A 15,465-nucleotide genomic window follows, 5' to 3' on the forward strand; every position below is an offset into this window, starting at 1 on the left:
GCCAACGGCGTGGTCGATGCGTTCGTCCATATCGTCGAGCAATACCTGACCTACCCGGTCGATGCAAAGGTGCAGGACCGTTTTGCCGAAGGTCTGCTGATCACGCTGACTGAAGTCGGCCCGCAAGCGCTTGCCGAGCCGCACAACTATGCGGTGCGAGCCAACCTGATGTGGACGGCGACGCTGGCGCTGAACGGGCTCATCGGCGCGGGCGTGCCGCAGGACTGGGCGACCCACATGCTCGGCCACGAGATCACGGCGCTCCACGGACTCGATCACGCACAGACGCTCGCCATCGTGCTGCCGGCCATGCTGAGCGTGCGCCGCGAGTCGAAGCGCGCGAAGTTGCTGCAGTACGCCGAACGCGTCTGGAACATCACCGAGGGCAGCGAGGACGAGCGTATCAGTGCGGCGATCACGGCGACCCGCGTGTTCTTCGAACGCATGTCGGTAGGAACCCGCTTGCGCGATTACAAGATTGGCGGCCAGTCAATCGCGACGCTGATCGCGAAGCTCGAAGAGCACGGGATGACGGCGTTGGGCGAAAACGGCGACGTGACGCTCGACGTGAGCCGTCAGGTCTATCAATTTGCAGTCTGAACACGCCGCGCATTCGCGCGGCTGATCATTTGGAGTGTCGCAATGAAAATTGGATTTGTAGGACTTGGCTCGATGGGCGCCGCGATTGCGAAGAACCTGATCGACGCCGGGCATGACGTGAAGGTATTCAACCGGAGTCCGGCACGCGCCGAACCGTTGCGCGAAGCGGGGGCGAGCGTTGCGTCGAGTCCCGCGCAGGCAGCGCTGGGGGCCGACGTGGTGTTCACAATGGTGGCCGACGATGCCGCGCACGCCGCGGTCACGTTCGGCGAGGACGGCATTGCCGCCACGTTGAAACCGGGTGCGCTGCACATCTCCATGAGCACCATCAGCGTCGCCACTGCTCAGGATCACGCGGCCAGGTACCGTGCAGCGGGTCTAGCCTTCGTGTCGGCGCCGGTGTTCGGCCGGCCCGATGCCGCGGCGGCGCGCAAGCTGTTCATCATGGCGGCCGGAGCGGACGAGCACCTCAAGGTTGCCGTGCCGCTTCTGGAAACGCTCGGGCAGTCGGTGGGCATTGTCGGCGAGGATCCTTCGCAGGCCAACCTGGTGAAACTGATCGGCAATTTCATGCTGTCCGTGATCATCGAAACGCTGGGCGAAGCCTGTGCCGTAGCGGGCAAGGCCGGCATCGATCCGATGCGTCTGGTCGAACTGTTGACGAGCGCAAACTTCAACGCGCCGCCATACAAGATCTACGGGTCGATGATTGCGTCGCAGCAATTCCAGCCGCCTGGCTTCTCATTGCCGCTCGGCCAGAAGGATAACCGCCTGATGCTGGCTGCCGCTGAGGCACTTGGCGTTCCGCTGCCGCTGGCAAGTCTCGTGCACGACCGGTTCCTGACGTTGCGCTCGCAAGGGCTCGGCGCTGAGCATGACTGGTCGGCGGTCGCGCTTTGTGCGCTGTCCGATGCCGGCATGAGCAACGCGCTTCACGGCGGCTAAGCTTAATGGGCACGATGCCGCTCGCTATGAGCGGCATTCGACGTGTCGAACAGCGCGCGAGCCGGATGCCGAGTATTAGCGGACCCAGGGTGCTATCCCGGACTCAGCTACAGCCCATATTCGACTCCCCCGTCGTATCACGCTGACGACGTGGTCTCGCGGTTTCCTTGATGAACATCACGAACGCGCTTGTGGCAATCAGACAGAGGCCCATTTCCAACGGTCCGGGTCTTGCCGCCAACCAGAAGGGCCAGGCCGGAAGTAGTCGGCGGTATCACGGAAAAGAGCCACTTCTCCAGTTTGCGGTCGGACCAGTAAGTCAGGCTCGCCATGAGCACGATTACGAACGCGCAAACCAGTTCCTGACGAACAGCAGGAAAGTCGGAAAGATGCCGCCTTCGAATACGCCGATCTCGAAACGAACCGCGACCCGTTCCTGCGCATTATGCACAAACCTCTGCGCCATTTCGATCGTTCCCCACAGCACCAATTGATATGGGGTTCTGCAAGTGGCCTCGGAGTTCAGATGTGACTAAGCGCCACAGTGCTACTGCAATTGACGTGAATGCGGCCTCGGCGATATCGCTATAGAATTGGCGCGACACAACCGTGAATGTCGATTATTCGCAAACCAGTAGGGCCGTTTCGCAACTCTCTCTTCGATACACTCTCAATGTCCCATAGCACTCGCCGGTCCACGGGCCGCGCTTTTTTTCGTCGACGTCATCTGAGCAAGGAGATGCTGCTCCCAATGACGAGGCAAGCTGTCTCTGATATTTCGCTCGCGAATCACCTTGCTCTTGCGGTCTGTCGCAAAGGGCAAGGGAATGCTCATCTGATCAATGAGCTGAACAGAGTCGTACATATTACGCACTACTTGCAAGAGGCCGGATTCGGCAATGCGCCTGTCGATTTGTACCAATGTGCAGAGGCTGCATTGGATCAAGCTGCTGGCAGGGCCCAGTGTGACGGAGTGTGGCAAGTGAGCGCCGAGGTCGCATCCATGCTCGAAGAGATCCTGGCCATTCACGATCAGCAACTGGCGGCGGCTGCAACCAGGCACGTGTTCGAGGCCAAAGCGCGGTTTTCCAGGTTCATCAAAAGCGATCTTCATTCGCCAATGTTGAACGACGCACAGACGATCGATCGCCGCGACGACATCGATCTCAACGTTTCCGCAACCGCTAACAGGTTGCAATAGACCGGACAGGGAACGCGCTCCGAAGTAGTCGAAATACTACGGGGCATGCCGTTCCCGCGCCGTACAGAGGCGTTCAGTTAGCGCTGCCTTTCGTTGCCGTCGCGACGAGTGCCGGCGCTGCAGCCGCTTGAGCGAGTTCATCGCTCGACCATCCACCGCCAAGCGCATCCAGCAGTTGCACATTCGCGCTCAGCTGGCGCGTCTGGATATCGAGCACGCTGCGTTGCGCATCGAGTGCGACCGTCTGCGCCTGCACCACATCGAGGTAACCCACTACGCCTTGGCGATATTGACGTAACGCGAGGTCGACCGAATACTGGGCGGCGTTTGCTGCATCCCGTTGCTGACCGAGCGCAGTGCCGAGATACGACAGCAGGGCAAGGTTGTCTTCAACCTGCTGGAATGCAGACAGCACCACACTGCGGTAACGTTCTCCCGCTTCTTCGGTTGCCGCCTTGGCGGAATCGAGTTGCGCACGACGGTACCCGCCGTCGAACACGTACTGCACAAGCTGCGGGCCGATCGCCCAGAACAGATTAGGCGCGCTAACCAGGCCGGCGTAGGCAGCGCTTTGCACACCACCCTGCAAGCTGAGCGTGATGTCCGGGAAGTAGGCCGCTCGCGCGACGCCAATTTTTGCGTTGGCCTCGGCCACCCGGCGTTCCGCTGCAGCGACGTCGGGCCGTCGCTGCAGCAGCGTCGACGGCAGGCCGGTCGGAATCGCCGGCAACGCAATGGCGGCGGTCTGGGGCGGCAGACTGAATTCGGACGCGGAGGCTCCAACCAGGACCGCGATCGCGTGTTCAATCAGAGCCCGTTGCGCCAGGTTCTGCGACAGCTGCGACTTCGCCGACGAAAGTTGCGTTTGCGCTCGGGAAACGTCGAGGCCCGACACGATCCCACTGTTGTGCAATGTTTGTGTGAGTTGCAGGGCCTTTGCATAGGCGACGACAGTCTCGTTCAACAGCTCGGTTTGCTGGTCGAGACCGCGCAAGCGGACGTAACTATCCGCCAGTTCGACCTGCAGGCTCAGCCTGACCGAGGCCAGATCGGCTTGGGTCGCCTGCGCCTCGTCCTTGCCGGCCACCACGGAGTCGCGCACGCGGCCCCAGAGGTCGAGGTCGTAGTTGATTTCGCCGCCAAGCGTGACCGAGTTGAAGTCGTTCGGGCCGCCTACACGCAACGGCCGGTTGTCGGACTGGCGCTCACGCAATGGCACGGCGCTCACACTGACCGATGGGTACAGTCCCGATTCGACCTGCGCCACGAAAGCCTGCGCTTGCGCATAGTGTGCGTATGCCGCGCGCAAGTCGGTGTTGTTGGCCAGCAGCCGTGCTTCGAGATCGTCGAGCTGCGCGTCGCCATACATCTTCCACCAGCCGTTGCGGTCTATCCGGTCGGCGGGCTGTGCCGTGGTCCACGGCCCAAACGTCTTGAATTGCGCAGCGACCGGCGTCGGCGGGACCTGATATTGCGGCGCGAGCGAGCAGGCGCAGAGCGCGACGACGCTCGCGAGAAGCGCCGGAAGTCCATACTTAACCATGTGCAACTGCCTTCTTGTCGGTCGCCGTCGCAATCTGCACGCTGTCGCCGTCAGCGAGTCCGTCGGGTGGTGTATCGATCACGCGATCGGTTGCGGCGAGCCCTGAGCCAATCTCCACTGAGTTGCCCAGGTCGCGGTCGATCTTCACCTGTTTGAACAGCACATGACCGTTCGCGCCAAGCGTGGCGACCACGACGCCGCGGCTATCGAAGACTAGCGCGCTGGCCGGTACACGAAGCGAATCGGCGGAGGCGGGCAACGAGAATTTCAGGCTCGCGAACCCACCCGGCAGAAGCTTGCCATTAGCGTTGTCGACCAGCAGTTGAACCAGCGTCGTCCCCGAGCTCGAATTGACCGAGTCCGCCGCTGCAATCACGCGCGCGGTGAACTCCTGATTGGGATACTCGGGAACGGTCAGGCTGGCGGTCGTGCCGTCGTGTATCGCCGGTGCGTAATTCTGCGGCACCTGGACATACACGCGTAACTGCTTGACGTCGGAGACCGCAAACAGCTCCTGTCCTACGCCACCGCTGCCGGCGTTGACCAACGCGCCGACGTCGGTATCGCGGGCGGTCACCACGCCGTCGAATGGCGCGACGATGCGCGCGAAGGCCTTGGTGGCGACGAGGCGGTCAACGTTGGCCTTCGCGGCCGCTACGATCGCCTCCTTGGCGGTGTAGTCGGCGGTGCGCTGGTCGACATCCTGCTGGGCGACGGAATCCGTGCCGCGTAGCGCTTCCCAGCGCTTGGCCGTCGTACCCGCAACTAAAGCGTTCGCCTGCGCACTCTGGAGATCCGCGCGCGCCTGCAATAGCTGCTGGTCGAGCTCGGGCGTTTCGATTTCGGCAAGTACCTGCCCCGCTTTGACCGGCGCGCCGATATCGACACTCCATGATTTCAGATAGCCGCTGACCTGCGCGAAAATCGGCGCGCGCGTAAACGCTTCGAGGCGGCCGGGCAGTTGCAGCGAGGGGCCGTTGGCGTCGCGCAAGGGCTGGATCACGTTGACGGTCGGTACAGCCTGGGCGTCGGTCCAGGTTTTCAGCTTGCGTGCATCGGCGGCTCGCAGCGTGACGCCGGCAACGACGATGCCTATGACGACCAGCAGGCCGACTACGCCTGCTATCAGAAGTGGGCGGCGCGACGGTGTATTAGTGGGGAAAGTGGATTCAGACGACATGAGCAGGACCTCCCGAGACGGATGCCGGGGTAGCCGCGCGCCCGGGGCGCGCGTGCACGATACAAAAAATGACGGGGACGAGGAACAGCGAAGCGGTGGTGGCAAACAGCAGACCGCCGATCACGGCGCGGCCAAGCGGCGCGTTTTGCTCACCGCCTTCGCCGAGAGCGAGCGCCATCGGCATCATGCCGATGATCATGGAGAGCGCGGTCATGAGCACGGGGCGAAAACGCGTAAAGCCCGCTTCGAGAGCGGCCTTGAACGGGTCGCCGTGTGCGGCAAGTCGTTCGCGGCAGAAACTGACGACCAGAATCGAGTTGGCTGTCGCCACCCCCATGCACATGATCGCGCCAGTCAATGCGGGTACGGAGAGCGTGGTGTGGGTTGCGAACAGCATCCAGACGATACCTGCCAACGCGGCAGGCAATGCGGTCACGATCACGAACGGGTCGGCCCACGACTGGAAATTGACCACGATCAGCAGATAGATCAACACCACCGCGCCAAGCAGACCGAACAACATGCCGGCAAAGGCGCTGTTCATCGTTTGCACCTGGCCCAGCAGCGCGACGTTCGAGCCCTTGGGCAAGGTGCCGGCGTTGTCATGCACGATGCGCTGGATATCGGATGCCACGGCGCCGAGGTCGCGGCCCTGGGTGGTCGCGAAGATCTCGACCATAGGCTGGATGTTGTACTGGCTGACAACCTCATTGCTGCTGGTGCGTTCGACTGACGCCAGGCCACCGAGGATCTGGGCGGTGCTTCCGCCGCTGGCCGTGATCGGCAGATTTTGCAAGGCGGCGAGCGAATCGAGGTTGTATTGCGGCGTTTGCATCACGATCGGATACGATACGCCGTTCGCGTTGTTCAGCCAGAACGTGGGCGCGACCTGGCTGGAACCCGCGAGGTTCACCACCATGCTGTTCGTCACGTCGCGTTCGGTGATGCCGAGCAATTGCGCGCGCGTGCGGTCGACATCGACATTAAAGGTCGGGTTGTCGTGCGACTGCTCGATTCGTGCGTCGACCACGCCCGGCACATCGCGAACCTGGCGCAGCAGACGGGCCGCGTAGGCGTAGTTGGCGTTCAGGTTATTGCCGCGAATCTGCAGGTCGATCGGCGCCGGCGAGCCGAAGTTCAAGATCTGACTGATGATGTCCGCCGGTGGGAACGAAAACGTGACGCCCGGGAATTCGCGAGGCAATCTCTCGCGCATGATGCGAACGTACTCGTCGGTTGGACGATGGCCATCATTCAGCGCGATCTGGATGTCGCCGTCCTGCGAGCCGACCGTACCGGTGTTGTTGTACGCGGTATTGATGCCGCTGACCGGCAGACCCATGTTATCGACCACGGTGCCGAGATCCGCCGGTGGAATGATCCGGTGGATCGCGCCTTCGACATCCGCGAAAATCTGCGCGGTCTTTTCAACGCGAACGCCGACCGGTGCGCGCACATGCATCAGGATCTGTCCCGAATCGACCGAAGGGAAGAAGTTGCGGCCGAGGAACGGCACCAGCGCGAACGAGAGGACGACAAAGCCCAGGAAGCCACTGACGAACGGACGCCGGTGGGTCAGCGCCAGTTCCAGCAACCCGCGGTAAGCGCTACGCACCTTTTCGAAGCGCGCTTCGAAGCCACGCTGGAAACGCGCGAGAGGACCGGGGCGCTTCGTTTCATGGGCGTGCTCGTCCTGCACGTGCTGTTTCAGCAGGTATTTCGCCATCGTCGGTACAAGGGTTCGCGACAGGATGAACGACGCGATCATCGCGAAGATCACCGCTTCAGCCATCGGGACGAACAGGAAGCGCGCGACGCCGCTCAGGAAGAACATCGGCACGAACACGATGCAGATACACAGCAGCGAGACGAACGCCGGCGTGACGATCTGCGCGGCACCGTCGAGAATTGCCGTCTCCACCTCCTTGCCATGCTCGAGGTGCCAATTGATGTTTTCAATCGTCACCGTGGCATCGTCGACCAGAATTCCCACCGCTAGTGCGAGACCGCCGAGCGTCATGATGTTCAAAGTCTCGCCGAGCGCGGATAGCGTCGCGATGGAGCCGAGGATTGCGAGTGGGATCGAGGTTGCGATGATGATCGTCGAGCGCCAGCTGCCCAGGAACAGCAGGATCATCAGGCTCGTCAACAAAGCCGCGATCACGCCCTCGCGCGCCACGCCGGTGATGGCCGCCCGCACGAACAGCGACTGGTCGCCGATGGGTTCGATCTGCAGGTTAGCGGGCCACGACGCTTTCCCTGCATCAAGTCGCTGCTTGATGCCGGAGATGATGCCGAGCGTCGAAACGGAACCGTTTTTGAGCACCGACATCAGCACCGAGCGCCGGCCGTCGACGTGCACGATATTGGTTTGCGGCGGGCTGCCGTCGCGCACATTCGCGATGTCACGGATATAGACCGTGGTGCCATTGGCCGCCTTGACCGGCAGATCGCCCAAGGCTTTGATCTCCGATGGCGCATTGTTCAATTGCAACGTGTACTCGTAGTCACCGATCTTTTCAGTGCCTACCGGCGTAATCAGGTTCTGGCCGGCGAGTGCGTTGGCTACGTCCTGCGCGGATAAGCCGCGCGCCTGGAGCGCTGCTGGGTCGACGTCGATCTGTACCTGGCGTGTCTTGCCGCCGAACGGGTAAGGAATTGCTGCGCCTGCGACCGTCGTGAGAACCGGGCGCACCGCATTCAGGCCCAGGTCACCGAGGTTCTGTTCGGAGAGTCCCTTGCCCGACAGCGCCAACTGTATGATCGGTACGGTCGACGCGTTGTAGTTCAGGATCAGAGGAGGCGTCGTACCTGCAGGCAACTGTCGCAATTGAGTTTGCGCGACCGCAGTTACCTGCGCGTTCGCCGTGCTGATATTCACCCCCGGCTGGAAGAATATCTTGATGATCCCGAAGCCGGCGACCGATTCCGCCTCGATATGCTCGACGTCGTTCACGGTGGTTGTCAACGTGCGTTCGAATGGCGAGGTGATGCGGCCTGCCATCTGGTCCGGCGGCAGACCCGTGTACTGCCACACGACGCTGATCACGGGGATATTGATATCCGGAAAGATGTCGGTTGGCGTCCTCATCGCGGACAACGGACCGATGATGAGAATAAAGATCGCCAGGACTACGAAAGTGTAGGGTCGCTGAAGGGCGATACGGACTAGGCCGAGCATGAGAATTCCTGAGCTTGGGGTAAAACGTAAGAGTGTCTTGGCGGAGGCTAGCGCGGCGTGCGATGTCCCGCAGCCGCGTGCTTGTACCTGACACAAGCACAGGACGAGCTTGATTTGACGGTATATTCGACCGTGGCGGAATACTGGCTAGGGCTTCGCATAATCTGTATGTCTTGAGAACTGCTCTGCTGCTTAAGATCAATCGAAAAGCTTGCGCGCATCTTTCAATTGCCCGGCGTTTAGCAGAGAAAGACATGCGCAACAAAGAAGGTTGACTTGGGACCTTGGGACGCGTGTCGATATGCCGCAAACGCAACCCAAGCGCGAATGTACACAAAGCTAGGCACTTTTGCTGAGGGGTAAATAAAACATCAGACGTGTGCGGAGGTCGGGTGGGCTCATTTCGCTTTTCCCGCACGCACCGGGAATGCCTGTCGTTGTTGACAGAGCAAGGTCTGGCAAGAGTCGGACGCACAAGCGCGAGCGTCGCTTTCTGCGAAGGCTAAACCTTCAGCGATTTTTATTACCAATTGTTCAAGAGGCGCATCCGCCCTCTGGACGCTGGTTCTAAGCGGCATTTAAAGGAACTGACTTTCATTCTCGAGATGAAGTCTTCCAGTCGCTGTCACATTGCTCACGATGATCATCGCTGGCCAAGTGGGACGTCTCTTTGCGTGCCGAGTTTAGCTACAACGTAACGGTTAATTGTAGAAGTGATTTTTTGCGCAAAACAGTTGTGTGAAAAACCGGTGGACTGGCAAATGGCTTTCACACTGCCGACAGCGTAGAGCAATCGCCATATGAGACTGTCCCGAGTACATGACACCTGCGTTCATGGCTTTGACCTTGCGGACATCGAACTGCCGTATCCATTCGCAGCAGCTCACAAGGTTCAACCTTATCGTTGGAAGAATCCCGCTGCCCGGCGACTAGGGGGTGTCAGCCGATAGTCGACGCGCGGCGGTATCACCGGATGCGCGTGGCGCGAGCTAGTCTGTCGCGCGCGAGTTGGCGCAACGTTTTAGGCTCTTTTATGCACACTGTCGTCGGCGCAAGGCCCGTCGTATCAATTAGTTTCTGTGGGGAAAGTAGGGAACCGCATGATCTGGCTGAAATAATCACCTCGCACGCTTTCTTGATCGGCGTGTATTAGTCCCTCGGACCGCATTCAACTCGTGTGCCGTTCGTCAACCAACGAGCATCGCATGATTGTTGAAACGCGATGTAGATAAGTTTTCAATTGCGAGTGCACGGCTTCACCAAATGGCTGGCGCTGGAGGTCGCGCGCAAAGGCGTAACTGTCAACACGGTTTCGCCCGGCTATCTTGCCACGAAGATGGTCACGGCGATTTCGCAGGAGATTCTGGACACAAAGATCCTGCCGCAGATTCCGGTGAAATGTCCAGGGCCAACGTTGCCCGCCGGACGCATCGGTTTGCTGGATTGAATATTCAGTAACGGATAACGACCGAAGGAAAGTTTAGGTAGTCGTCGCGTAACTCAAGACATGGGAGCGCGTCCTACACTTCGCTCCTTGTTCGATTCTGGAGTGCTCAATGGCACCGCAACCCTCCCTTGCGATCGACTCCGTACGTGGCTTCGAATTGACGGGCGACGGTCAGTATTTGATGTTGAAGACCAATCAGACTTCCAGCATTGCGTTGCATTGCTCGGTCATGCACGAGTTGCTGGCGGCGTTGTCGAATGCTATTGGCGTGTCGGAGCGGATCCGCAGTAAGAAAAAAAGCGTGAAATTCGCGATGCCGTGTGAGGCCTGGGAGATTGGCAAGGACGCAGGCGCGGCAGCCCATCTGATTCTTACATTCCGTCTGCCCGGCGGTGCGGAACTCTCGTTCCGCATGCAACGCGCTGAGGCTGCACACATGACGGAAGTGCTGGCGCTGGTGAGCGGCCTCGCAAGGATCGGAGATCTGTCTGCCACCACGGTGCAATAAAGCTCGCGTCTCAATCACCCGCGCCCTCGATCGATATGCGGCACAGCGTATTGCGCTCGGGTCTTCACCTTGTGTGTCTCTCATTTGGCTTCCCTTTGCATGCTTGTTCAAACTTCAACTGCACGCCGCAGCAGGGCGGTGACCCTCGTCGGCCTGAGTGTGGCGGCGGTGTCGGCCCACGCAACGACACCTTTCGTGGTACAAGACATTCGCATTGAGGGATTGCAACGCGTCGAACCGGGTACCGTGTTTGCGTACCTGCCCATCAAGCAAGGCGACACGTTTAACGACGACAAGGCGTCCGAAGCGATTCGCGCGCTCTACGCCACCGACTTCTTCAACGACGTCAAGATTGCGACCGAAGGCAATGTCGTCATCGTGCAGGTGCTGGAGCGTCCGGCCATCGGCACGATCGACTTCTCCGGTATCCATGAGTTCGACAAGGACAACCTGACCAAGGCGCTGAGCGCGGTCGGCTTGTCGCAAGGCCGTTACTACGACAAGGCGCTGGTCGACAAGGCCGAGCAGGAACTGAAGCGCCAGTATCTGACGCGCGGCTACTACGCAGCCGAAGTCACCACCACGATCACGCCGATCGACCGCAACCGCGTGTCGGTGCTGTTCTCGGTGGTCGAAGGTCCGAGCGCGAAGATCCGCCAGATCAACTTCATCGGCAACAAGGCGTTCAGCACGGGTACGCTGCGCGACGAAATGCAACTGTCCACGCCGAACTGGTTCTCGTGGTACACGAAGAACGACCTGTACGCGAAAGACAAGTTCACCGGTGACCTCGAAAACGTCCGCTCGTATTACCTGAATCGCGGCTACCTCGAGTTCAACATCGAGTCGACCCAGGTGTCGATCACGCCGGACAAGAAGGACATGTATCTGACGGTCACGCTGCATGAAGGCGAGCCGTACACGATTTCCTCCATCAAGCTGGCCGGCAATCTGCTCGATCGCGAAGCGGAGCTGTCCAAGCTGATCAAGATCAAACCGGGTGACCGCTTCTCGGCTGAAAAGCTGCAAGCCGCCACCAAGGCGATCGTCGACAAGCTCGGCGAATATGGCTACGCGTTTGCGACCGTCAATGCACAGCCGAAGATCGATCAGGCCAACCACAAGGTCGACCTGACGCTGCAGGTGGACCCGAGCCGCCGCGTGTACGTGCGCCGCATCAACGTGGTCGGCAACACGCGTACTCGCGACGAAGTGGTACGTCGTGAAATGCGTGAGATGGAGAGTTCGTGGTTCGACTCGAACCGCCTCGCGCTATCGAAAGACCGGATCAACCGTCTCGGTTATTTCACCGATGTCGACGTGACCACGGTGCCGGTCGAAGGCACGCCGGACCAGGTCGACGTGGACGTCAAGGTGACGGAAAAACCGACGGGCTCGATTTCGCTGGGCTTAGGCTATGGCTCAGGAGAGGGCCCCATTATCTCGGCGGGCGTGTCGCAGGATAACGTGTTCGGCTCGGGCACGAGCCTCGCGCTGAATGTGAACACCTCGACTACCAACCGTACGTTGACGGTCACGCAGGTCGATCCGTACTTCACGATTGACGGCATCAAGCGCATCACCGACGTCTATTACCGCACGACGGAGCCCTTGTTTTATTCGACCGACTCGAGCTTCCGAATTGTCACGGCTGGAGCGGACCTGAAATTCGGCGTACCTTTCTCCGAGGCCGACATGGTGTACTTCGGCCTGGGGTTCGAGCAGAACCGTCTGGATATCGACGCCAATACGCCTCAGAGCTATAAGGATTACGTCACGGAATTTGGGCGTGTCTCCAACAACGTGCCGTTGACGGTGGGATGGTCGCGTGACGTACGTGATAGCGCGCTTGTCCCAAGCCGGGGCTACTATACGCAAGCCAACGCCGAATATGGCACGCCGCTCGGTGATACGCCGTACTATAAGGCAGACCTCCAGGCTCAATACTATTATTCATTCGCACGTGGCTTTGTGCTCGGCCTGAATTTTCAGGGCGGCTATGGTAATGGATTGGACGGCAAGCCCTATCCGATCTTCAAGAACTACTATGCGGGCGGTATTGGTTCAGTGCGTGGGTATGAGCCAAGTTCGCTCGGACCGCGCGATGCGACCACGAACGACCCCATCGGTGGCTCGAAGATGGTCGTCGGCAATATCGAGCTGACCGTTCCATTGCCGGGATCCGGCTATGACCGCACGTTGCGCGTCTTTACCTTCCTCGACGGCGGCAATGTATGGGGCAGCGAAGGCAATACCATCGGCGCCAACGGACTACGCTACGGCTATGGGCTGGGTCTGGCCTGGATCTCGCCGATCGGCCCGCTCAAGCTGAGCCTGGGCTTTCCGCTCATCAAGCACGTAGGCGACCAGTACCAGAAATTCCAGTTCCAGATAGGCACATCGTTCTAAGGCTGTTGTCGGACCGCTTTCGTCGATCCATATCGTCACGTTGCCTCACACGATCCGTCCCGCGTTGGAAGCGCCGGATCGCCCACCCGTTCGGCAACCGAACGCAAAATCGCGATGAATTCCTGCATGGGCTGCGACGGCAACTCGTGCTTACGTGTGACGATGCCGTAGCTCGTCATGGTCCGCTTGATGGGAACGGGCAGATGCCCGAGGAGACCCTTGCTCACATATTTTTCGACGGCGGCACGCGGCTGCAGCGAGATCATGTCGGTGGCTTGCAACAGTTCCAGCGTTGAAAAGATTGAAGGCGTCTCCACCATGCCCACCGGCGCAGGAATGCCCGCGCCGGTGAACGTTTCGTCGAACAACTGCCTGATCGCCGTTGCTTGCGGATAGAGAATCCATGGCCACGCGCCAAGATCGGCCAACTCCAGTCGCCGCTGCTGCAGCAACGGGTGATGCTGTCCGACCACCACCCAGACCGGTTCCCCAGACAGCACCTCGAAGTCGAAAAGTACTTGATGGCGCGGCTCGGTCAGCCGGCCGACCATCACGTCCAGCTTCCTTTCTTCGAGCCAGATCGCCAGTTGGTCGCTGCTCTGTTCGACCAGTTTGATGACCAGTTTTGGCCGCTGCTCGCGGATCTCCCTGATGCCGGTCGTCACCACCTGAGCGGCTGAAGCCGAGATCGCGCCCACGGTGAGATGACCGTAGCCGCCATCGCTCAAGGTGCTGAACTCGCTTACGAACTTGCCCAGATCCGCTACCGCCGTGGTTGCATAGCGTACGGACAATACGCCGAGATCGGTTGGGCGCATCTCCCGCGGTAACCGTTCGAACAACTGGGCTCCGAACATCGATTCGATGTCACTCAGGATTTTTGTCGCCGCGGGCTGGGTGATGAGCATCTGTTCGGCTGCGATGCGCAAGTTGTGCGTGCGTCCGAGGGCGTCGAGCAGTTGAAGATGTCTGAAACGCAGCCTGGCCAGGACGCTCGACGTATGCACCGCAAATTGTCTGGACATGGGGTATACACGCAAGAACTCATAACCGGATGGAATCGATTGTACTGAATAAGAGATTGGATGTTTATCGGTTGGCTGCCTAAAGTTGCAGCTGGGCGAATCGACGCGCGAACGGGCAGCAAGGCACGCGCGCCAGACAACATCAGTGGAGACAGACATGACAACCCGGCTTTCACTCAGCGTAACGGACACGCTTCCGTCGGACGGGTTGTCCGGTACACTTGTCGGCCGGGCCTGGGTTCCCGCCACCCAATCGATGCCCGCGGGTCCCGCAGTAGTCGTCGTGCGCGCCGATGGCGTGTTCGACATTTCCGACGCGGCACCGACCATCAGCAGCTTGCTGGAGCGTGAAGATCCGGTCGCGTCAGTGCGGGCCGCGAGTGGCCGCTGGATCGGCAAGCTGGACACGATCATCGCCAATACGGCCGATGCAGCAGGCGATACGGCGCGCAACCCGGAGCGCGTCCGGTTGCTCGCGCCTTGCGATCTGCAGGTCATCAAGGCAGCAGGGGTGACTTTCGCGGCGAGCCTGATTGAACGAGTGATCGAAGAGCAGGCAAAGGGCGACCCGCAAGGCGCGGTGCGCGTGCGAGACCAGATCAGGTCTCTCGTCGGCGATAGTCTCACCAGCATCCGGCCGGACTCCGCCGAGGCGCGCGAATTGAAGGCGCTGCTGATCGAGCAGGGGCTCTGGTCCCAATACCTGGAAGTCGGAATCGGCCCTGACGCGGAAGTCTTCACAAAAGCGCCGCTGTTGGCGGCTTTAGGCACGGGCACCGAGATCGGGCTGCATCCAAATTCGGCGTGGAACAACCCGGAGCCTGAAATCGTGCTGTCGATCGACAGTCGCGGCCGCGCGCTCGGCGCGACTCTGGGCAACGACGTCAATCTGCGCGATTTCGAAGGACGCAGCGCACTCCTGCTTGGCAAGGCGAAGGACAACAATGGCTCGTGTGCGATTGGCCCTTTCCTGCGGCTTTTCGACGAGACTTTCTCGATCGACGATGTGCGCCGTGCGACGGTCGATTTGCGCGTTGAGGGCAGTGACGGCTTTGCTTTGCGAGGTACGAGTTCGATGGACCAGATCACGCGCGATCCGCTCGATCTCGTTTCGCAGACGATCAGTTCCACCCACCAATACCCCGATGGCGCGCTGCTGTTCCTCGGAACGCTTTTTGCACCAATCGAAGACCGCGACGCCGCTGGAGCGGGCTTCACACACAAGCTGGGCGACATCGTGAAGATTTCGAGCCGGGAGCTCGGCGCGCTGGTCAACCGGGTCAACCACAGCGACCGCATCGAGCCGTGGACCTTCGGGGTGCGCGCGCTGATGGCGAACCTTGCTGCACGAGGATTACTCGGCACAGCCCCTCTGTGATCATGTATTAACCCCGCTCTAACTCGCCATAACAGACCGGCGTACCCG

11 protein-coding genes and 1 pseudogene are annotated in these 15,465 nt (G+C 60.3%); 7 read left to right on the plus strand and 5 right to left on the minus strand.

Going from position 1 to position 15,465, the window contains the following annotated elements:
- Both P0D89_RS36775 and P0D89_RS36780 read left to right on the plus strand, forming a co-directional pair.
- Positions 1 to 600 (plus strand): dehydroquinate synthase/iron-containing alcohol dehydrogenase family protein (locus P0D89_RS36775; protein WP_408366309.1); only part of this gene is annotated, 600 nt, incomplete at its 5' end.
- 42 nt (positions 601 to 642) lie between these two features.
- Complete coding sequence (locus P0D89_RS36780) at positions 643 to 1,545, plus strand: NAD(P)-dependent oxidoreductase (RefSeq protein ID WP_408366307.1); 903 nt, start codon at positions 643 to 645, stop codon at positions 1,543 to 1,545.
- 340 nt (positions 1,546 to 1,885) lie between these two features.
- Here P0D89_RS36780 and P0D89_RS36785 read toward each other — a convergent pair whose 3' ends face one another.
- Complete coding sequence (locus P0D89_RS36785) at positions 1,886 to 2,011, minus strand: hypothetical protein (protein ID WP_408366305.1); 126 nt, start codon at positions 2,009 to 2,011, stop codon at positions 1,886 to 1,888.
- Positions 2,012 to 2,296: 285 nt separating this feature from the next.
- Between P0D89_RS36785 and P0D89_RS36790 the strand changes: the two genes are divergently transcribed.
- Positions 2,297 to 2,746, plus strand: coding sequence for a hypothetical protein (locus P0D89_RS36790; protein WP_408366303.1), 450 nt, complete (start codon positions 2,297 to 2,299; stop codon positions 2,744 to 2,746).
- A gap of 73 nt (positions 2,747 to 2,819) precedes the next feature.
- Here the strand turns inward: P0D89_RS36790 and P0D89_RS36795 are convergent, their stop codons facing one another.
- The 3 genes from P0D89_RS36795 to P0D89_RS36805 are packed head-to-tail and all read right to left on the minus strand — an operon-like array spanning position 2,820 to position 8,650.
- Positions 2,820 to 4,289 carry an efflux transporter outer membrane subunit gene (locus P0D89_RS36795; RefSeq protein WP_408366301.1) on the minus strand — a complete coding sequence of 490 codons (1,470 nt, stop codon included), beginning with the start codon at positions 4,287 to 4,289 and terminating at the stop codon, positions 2,820 to 2,822.
- Positions 4,282 to 5,469: an efflux RND transporter periplasmic adaptor subunit gene (locus P0D89_RS36800; protein ID WP_408366299.1), complete on the minus strand. Its 1,188-nt coding sequence runs from the start codon at positions 5,467 to 5,469 to the stop codon at positions 4,282 to 4,284. Before P0D89_RS36800 ends, P0D89_RS36795 begins: the two co-directional genes overlap by 8 nt.
- Complete coding sequence (locus tag P0D89_RS36805) at positions 5,459 to 8,650, minus strand: efflux RND transporter permease subunit (RefSeq protein WP_408377993.1); 3,192 nt, start codon at positions 8,648 to 8,650, stop codon at positions 5,459 to 5,461. Before P0D89_RS36805 ends, P0D89_RS36800 begins: the two co-directional genes overlap by 11 nt.
- Positions 8,651 to 9,896: 1,246 nt before the next feature.
- Between P0D89_RS36805 and P0D89_RS36810 the strand changes: the two are divergent.
- The 3 genes and pseudogenes from P0D89_RS36810 to bamA all read left to right on the plus strand — a co-directional run.
- Positions 9,897 to 10,085, plus strand: a pseudogene (locus P0D89_RS36810) (SDR family oxidoreductase); the annotation flags it as partial.
- A 121-nt stretch (positions 10,086 to 10,206) separates the two neighbouring features.
- The gene (locus P0D89_RS36815; protein ID WP_408366295.1) at positions 10,207 to 10,605 is read left to right on the plus strand and encodes a hypothetical protein; all 399 of its coding nucleotides are present in this window, start codon (positions 10,207 to 10,209) and stop codon (positions 10,603 to 10,605) included.
- A 99-nt stretch (positions 10,606 to 10,704) separates the two neighbouring features.
- Entirely contained in the window at positions 10,705 to 13,014 is a 2,310-nt protein-coding gene (gene bamA / locus P0D89_RS36820; RefSeq protein ID WP_408366293.1) for an outer membrane protein assembly factor BamA, read from the plus strand.
- A 35-nt stretch (positions 13,015 to 13,049) separates the two neighbouring features.
- Here bamA and P0D89_RS36825 read toward each other — a convergent pair whose 3' ends face one another.
- On the minus strand, positions 13,050 to 14,039 hold the full coding sequence (locus P0D89_RS36825) for a LysR family transcriptional regulator (RefSeq protein WP_408366315.1): 990 nt from the start codon (positions 14,037 to 14,039) through the stop codon (positions 13,050 to 13,052).
- A gap of 157 nt (positions 14,040 to 14,196) precedes the next feature.
- Here P0D89_RS36825 and P0D89_RS36830 point away from each other — a divergent pair, with 157 nt between their 5' ends.
- Positions 14,197 to 15,417: a fumarylacetoacetate hydrolase family protein gene (locus P0D89_RS36830; protein WP_408366291.1), complete on the plus strand. Its 1,221-nt coding sequence runs from the start codon at positions 14,197 to 14,199 to the stop codon at positions 15,415 to 15,417.
- Positions 15,418 to 15,465: the final 48 nt, after the last annotated feature.

The sequence above is a fragment of the Paraburkholderia sp. RL18-085-BIA-A genome (assembly GCF_046027075.1).
Taxonomy (GTDB): Bacteria; Pseudomonadota; Gammaproteobacteria; order Burkholderiales; family Burkholderiaceae; genus Paraburkholderia.

What these genes read in the sequence shown, in the direction of transcription:
- P0D89_RS36780 (WP_408366307.1), top strand. Translation starts at nt 643, where the DNA reads ATGAAAATTGGATTTGTAGGACTTGGCTCGATGGGCGCCGCGATTGCG.
- P0D89_RS36785 (WP_408366305.1), bottom strand. Translation starts at nt 2,011, where the DNA reads ATGGCGCAGAGGTTTGTGCATAATGCGCAGGAACGGGTCGCGGTTCGT.
- P0D89_RS36790 (WP_408366303.1), top strand. Translation starts at nt 2,297, where the DNA reads ATGACGAGGCAAGCTGTCTCTGATATTTCGCTCGCGAATCACCTTGCT.
- P0D89_RS36795 (WP_408366301.1), bottom strand. Translation starts at nt 4,289, where the DNA reads ATGGTTAAGTATGGACTTCCGGCGCTTCTCGCGAGCGTCGTCGCGCTC.
- P0D89_RS36800 (WP_408366299.1), bottom strand. Translation starts at nt 5,469, where the DNA reads ATGTCGTCTGAATCCACTTTCCCCACTAATACACCGTCGCGCCGCCCA.
- P0D89_RS36805 (WP_408377993.1), bottom strand. Translation starts at nt 8,650, where the DNA reads ATGCTCGGCCTAGTCCGTATCGCCCTTCAGCGACCCTACACTTTCGTA.
- P0D89_RS36815 (WP_408366295.1), top strand. Translation starts at nt 10,207, where the DNA reads ATGGCACCGCAACCCTCCCTTGCGATCGACTCCGTACGTGGCTTCGAA.
- bamA (WP_408366293.1), top strand. Translation starts at nt 10,705, where the DNA reads ATGCTTGTTCAAACTTCAACTGCACGCCGCAGCAGGGCGGTGACCCTC.
- P0D89_RS36825 (WP_408366315.1), bottom strand. Translation starts at nt 14,039, where the DNA reads ATGTCCAGACAATTTGCGGTGCATACGTCGAGCGTCCTGGCCAGGCTG.
- P0D89_RS36830 (WP_408366291.1), top strand. Translation starts at nt 14,197, where the DNA reads ATGACAACCCGGCTTTCACTCAGCGTAACGGACACGCTTCCGTCGGAC.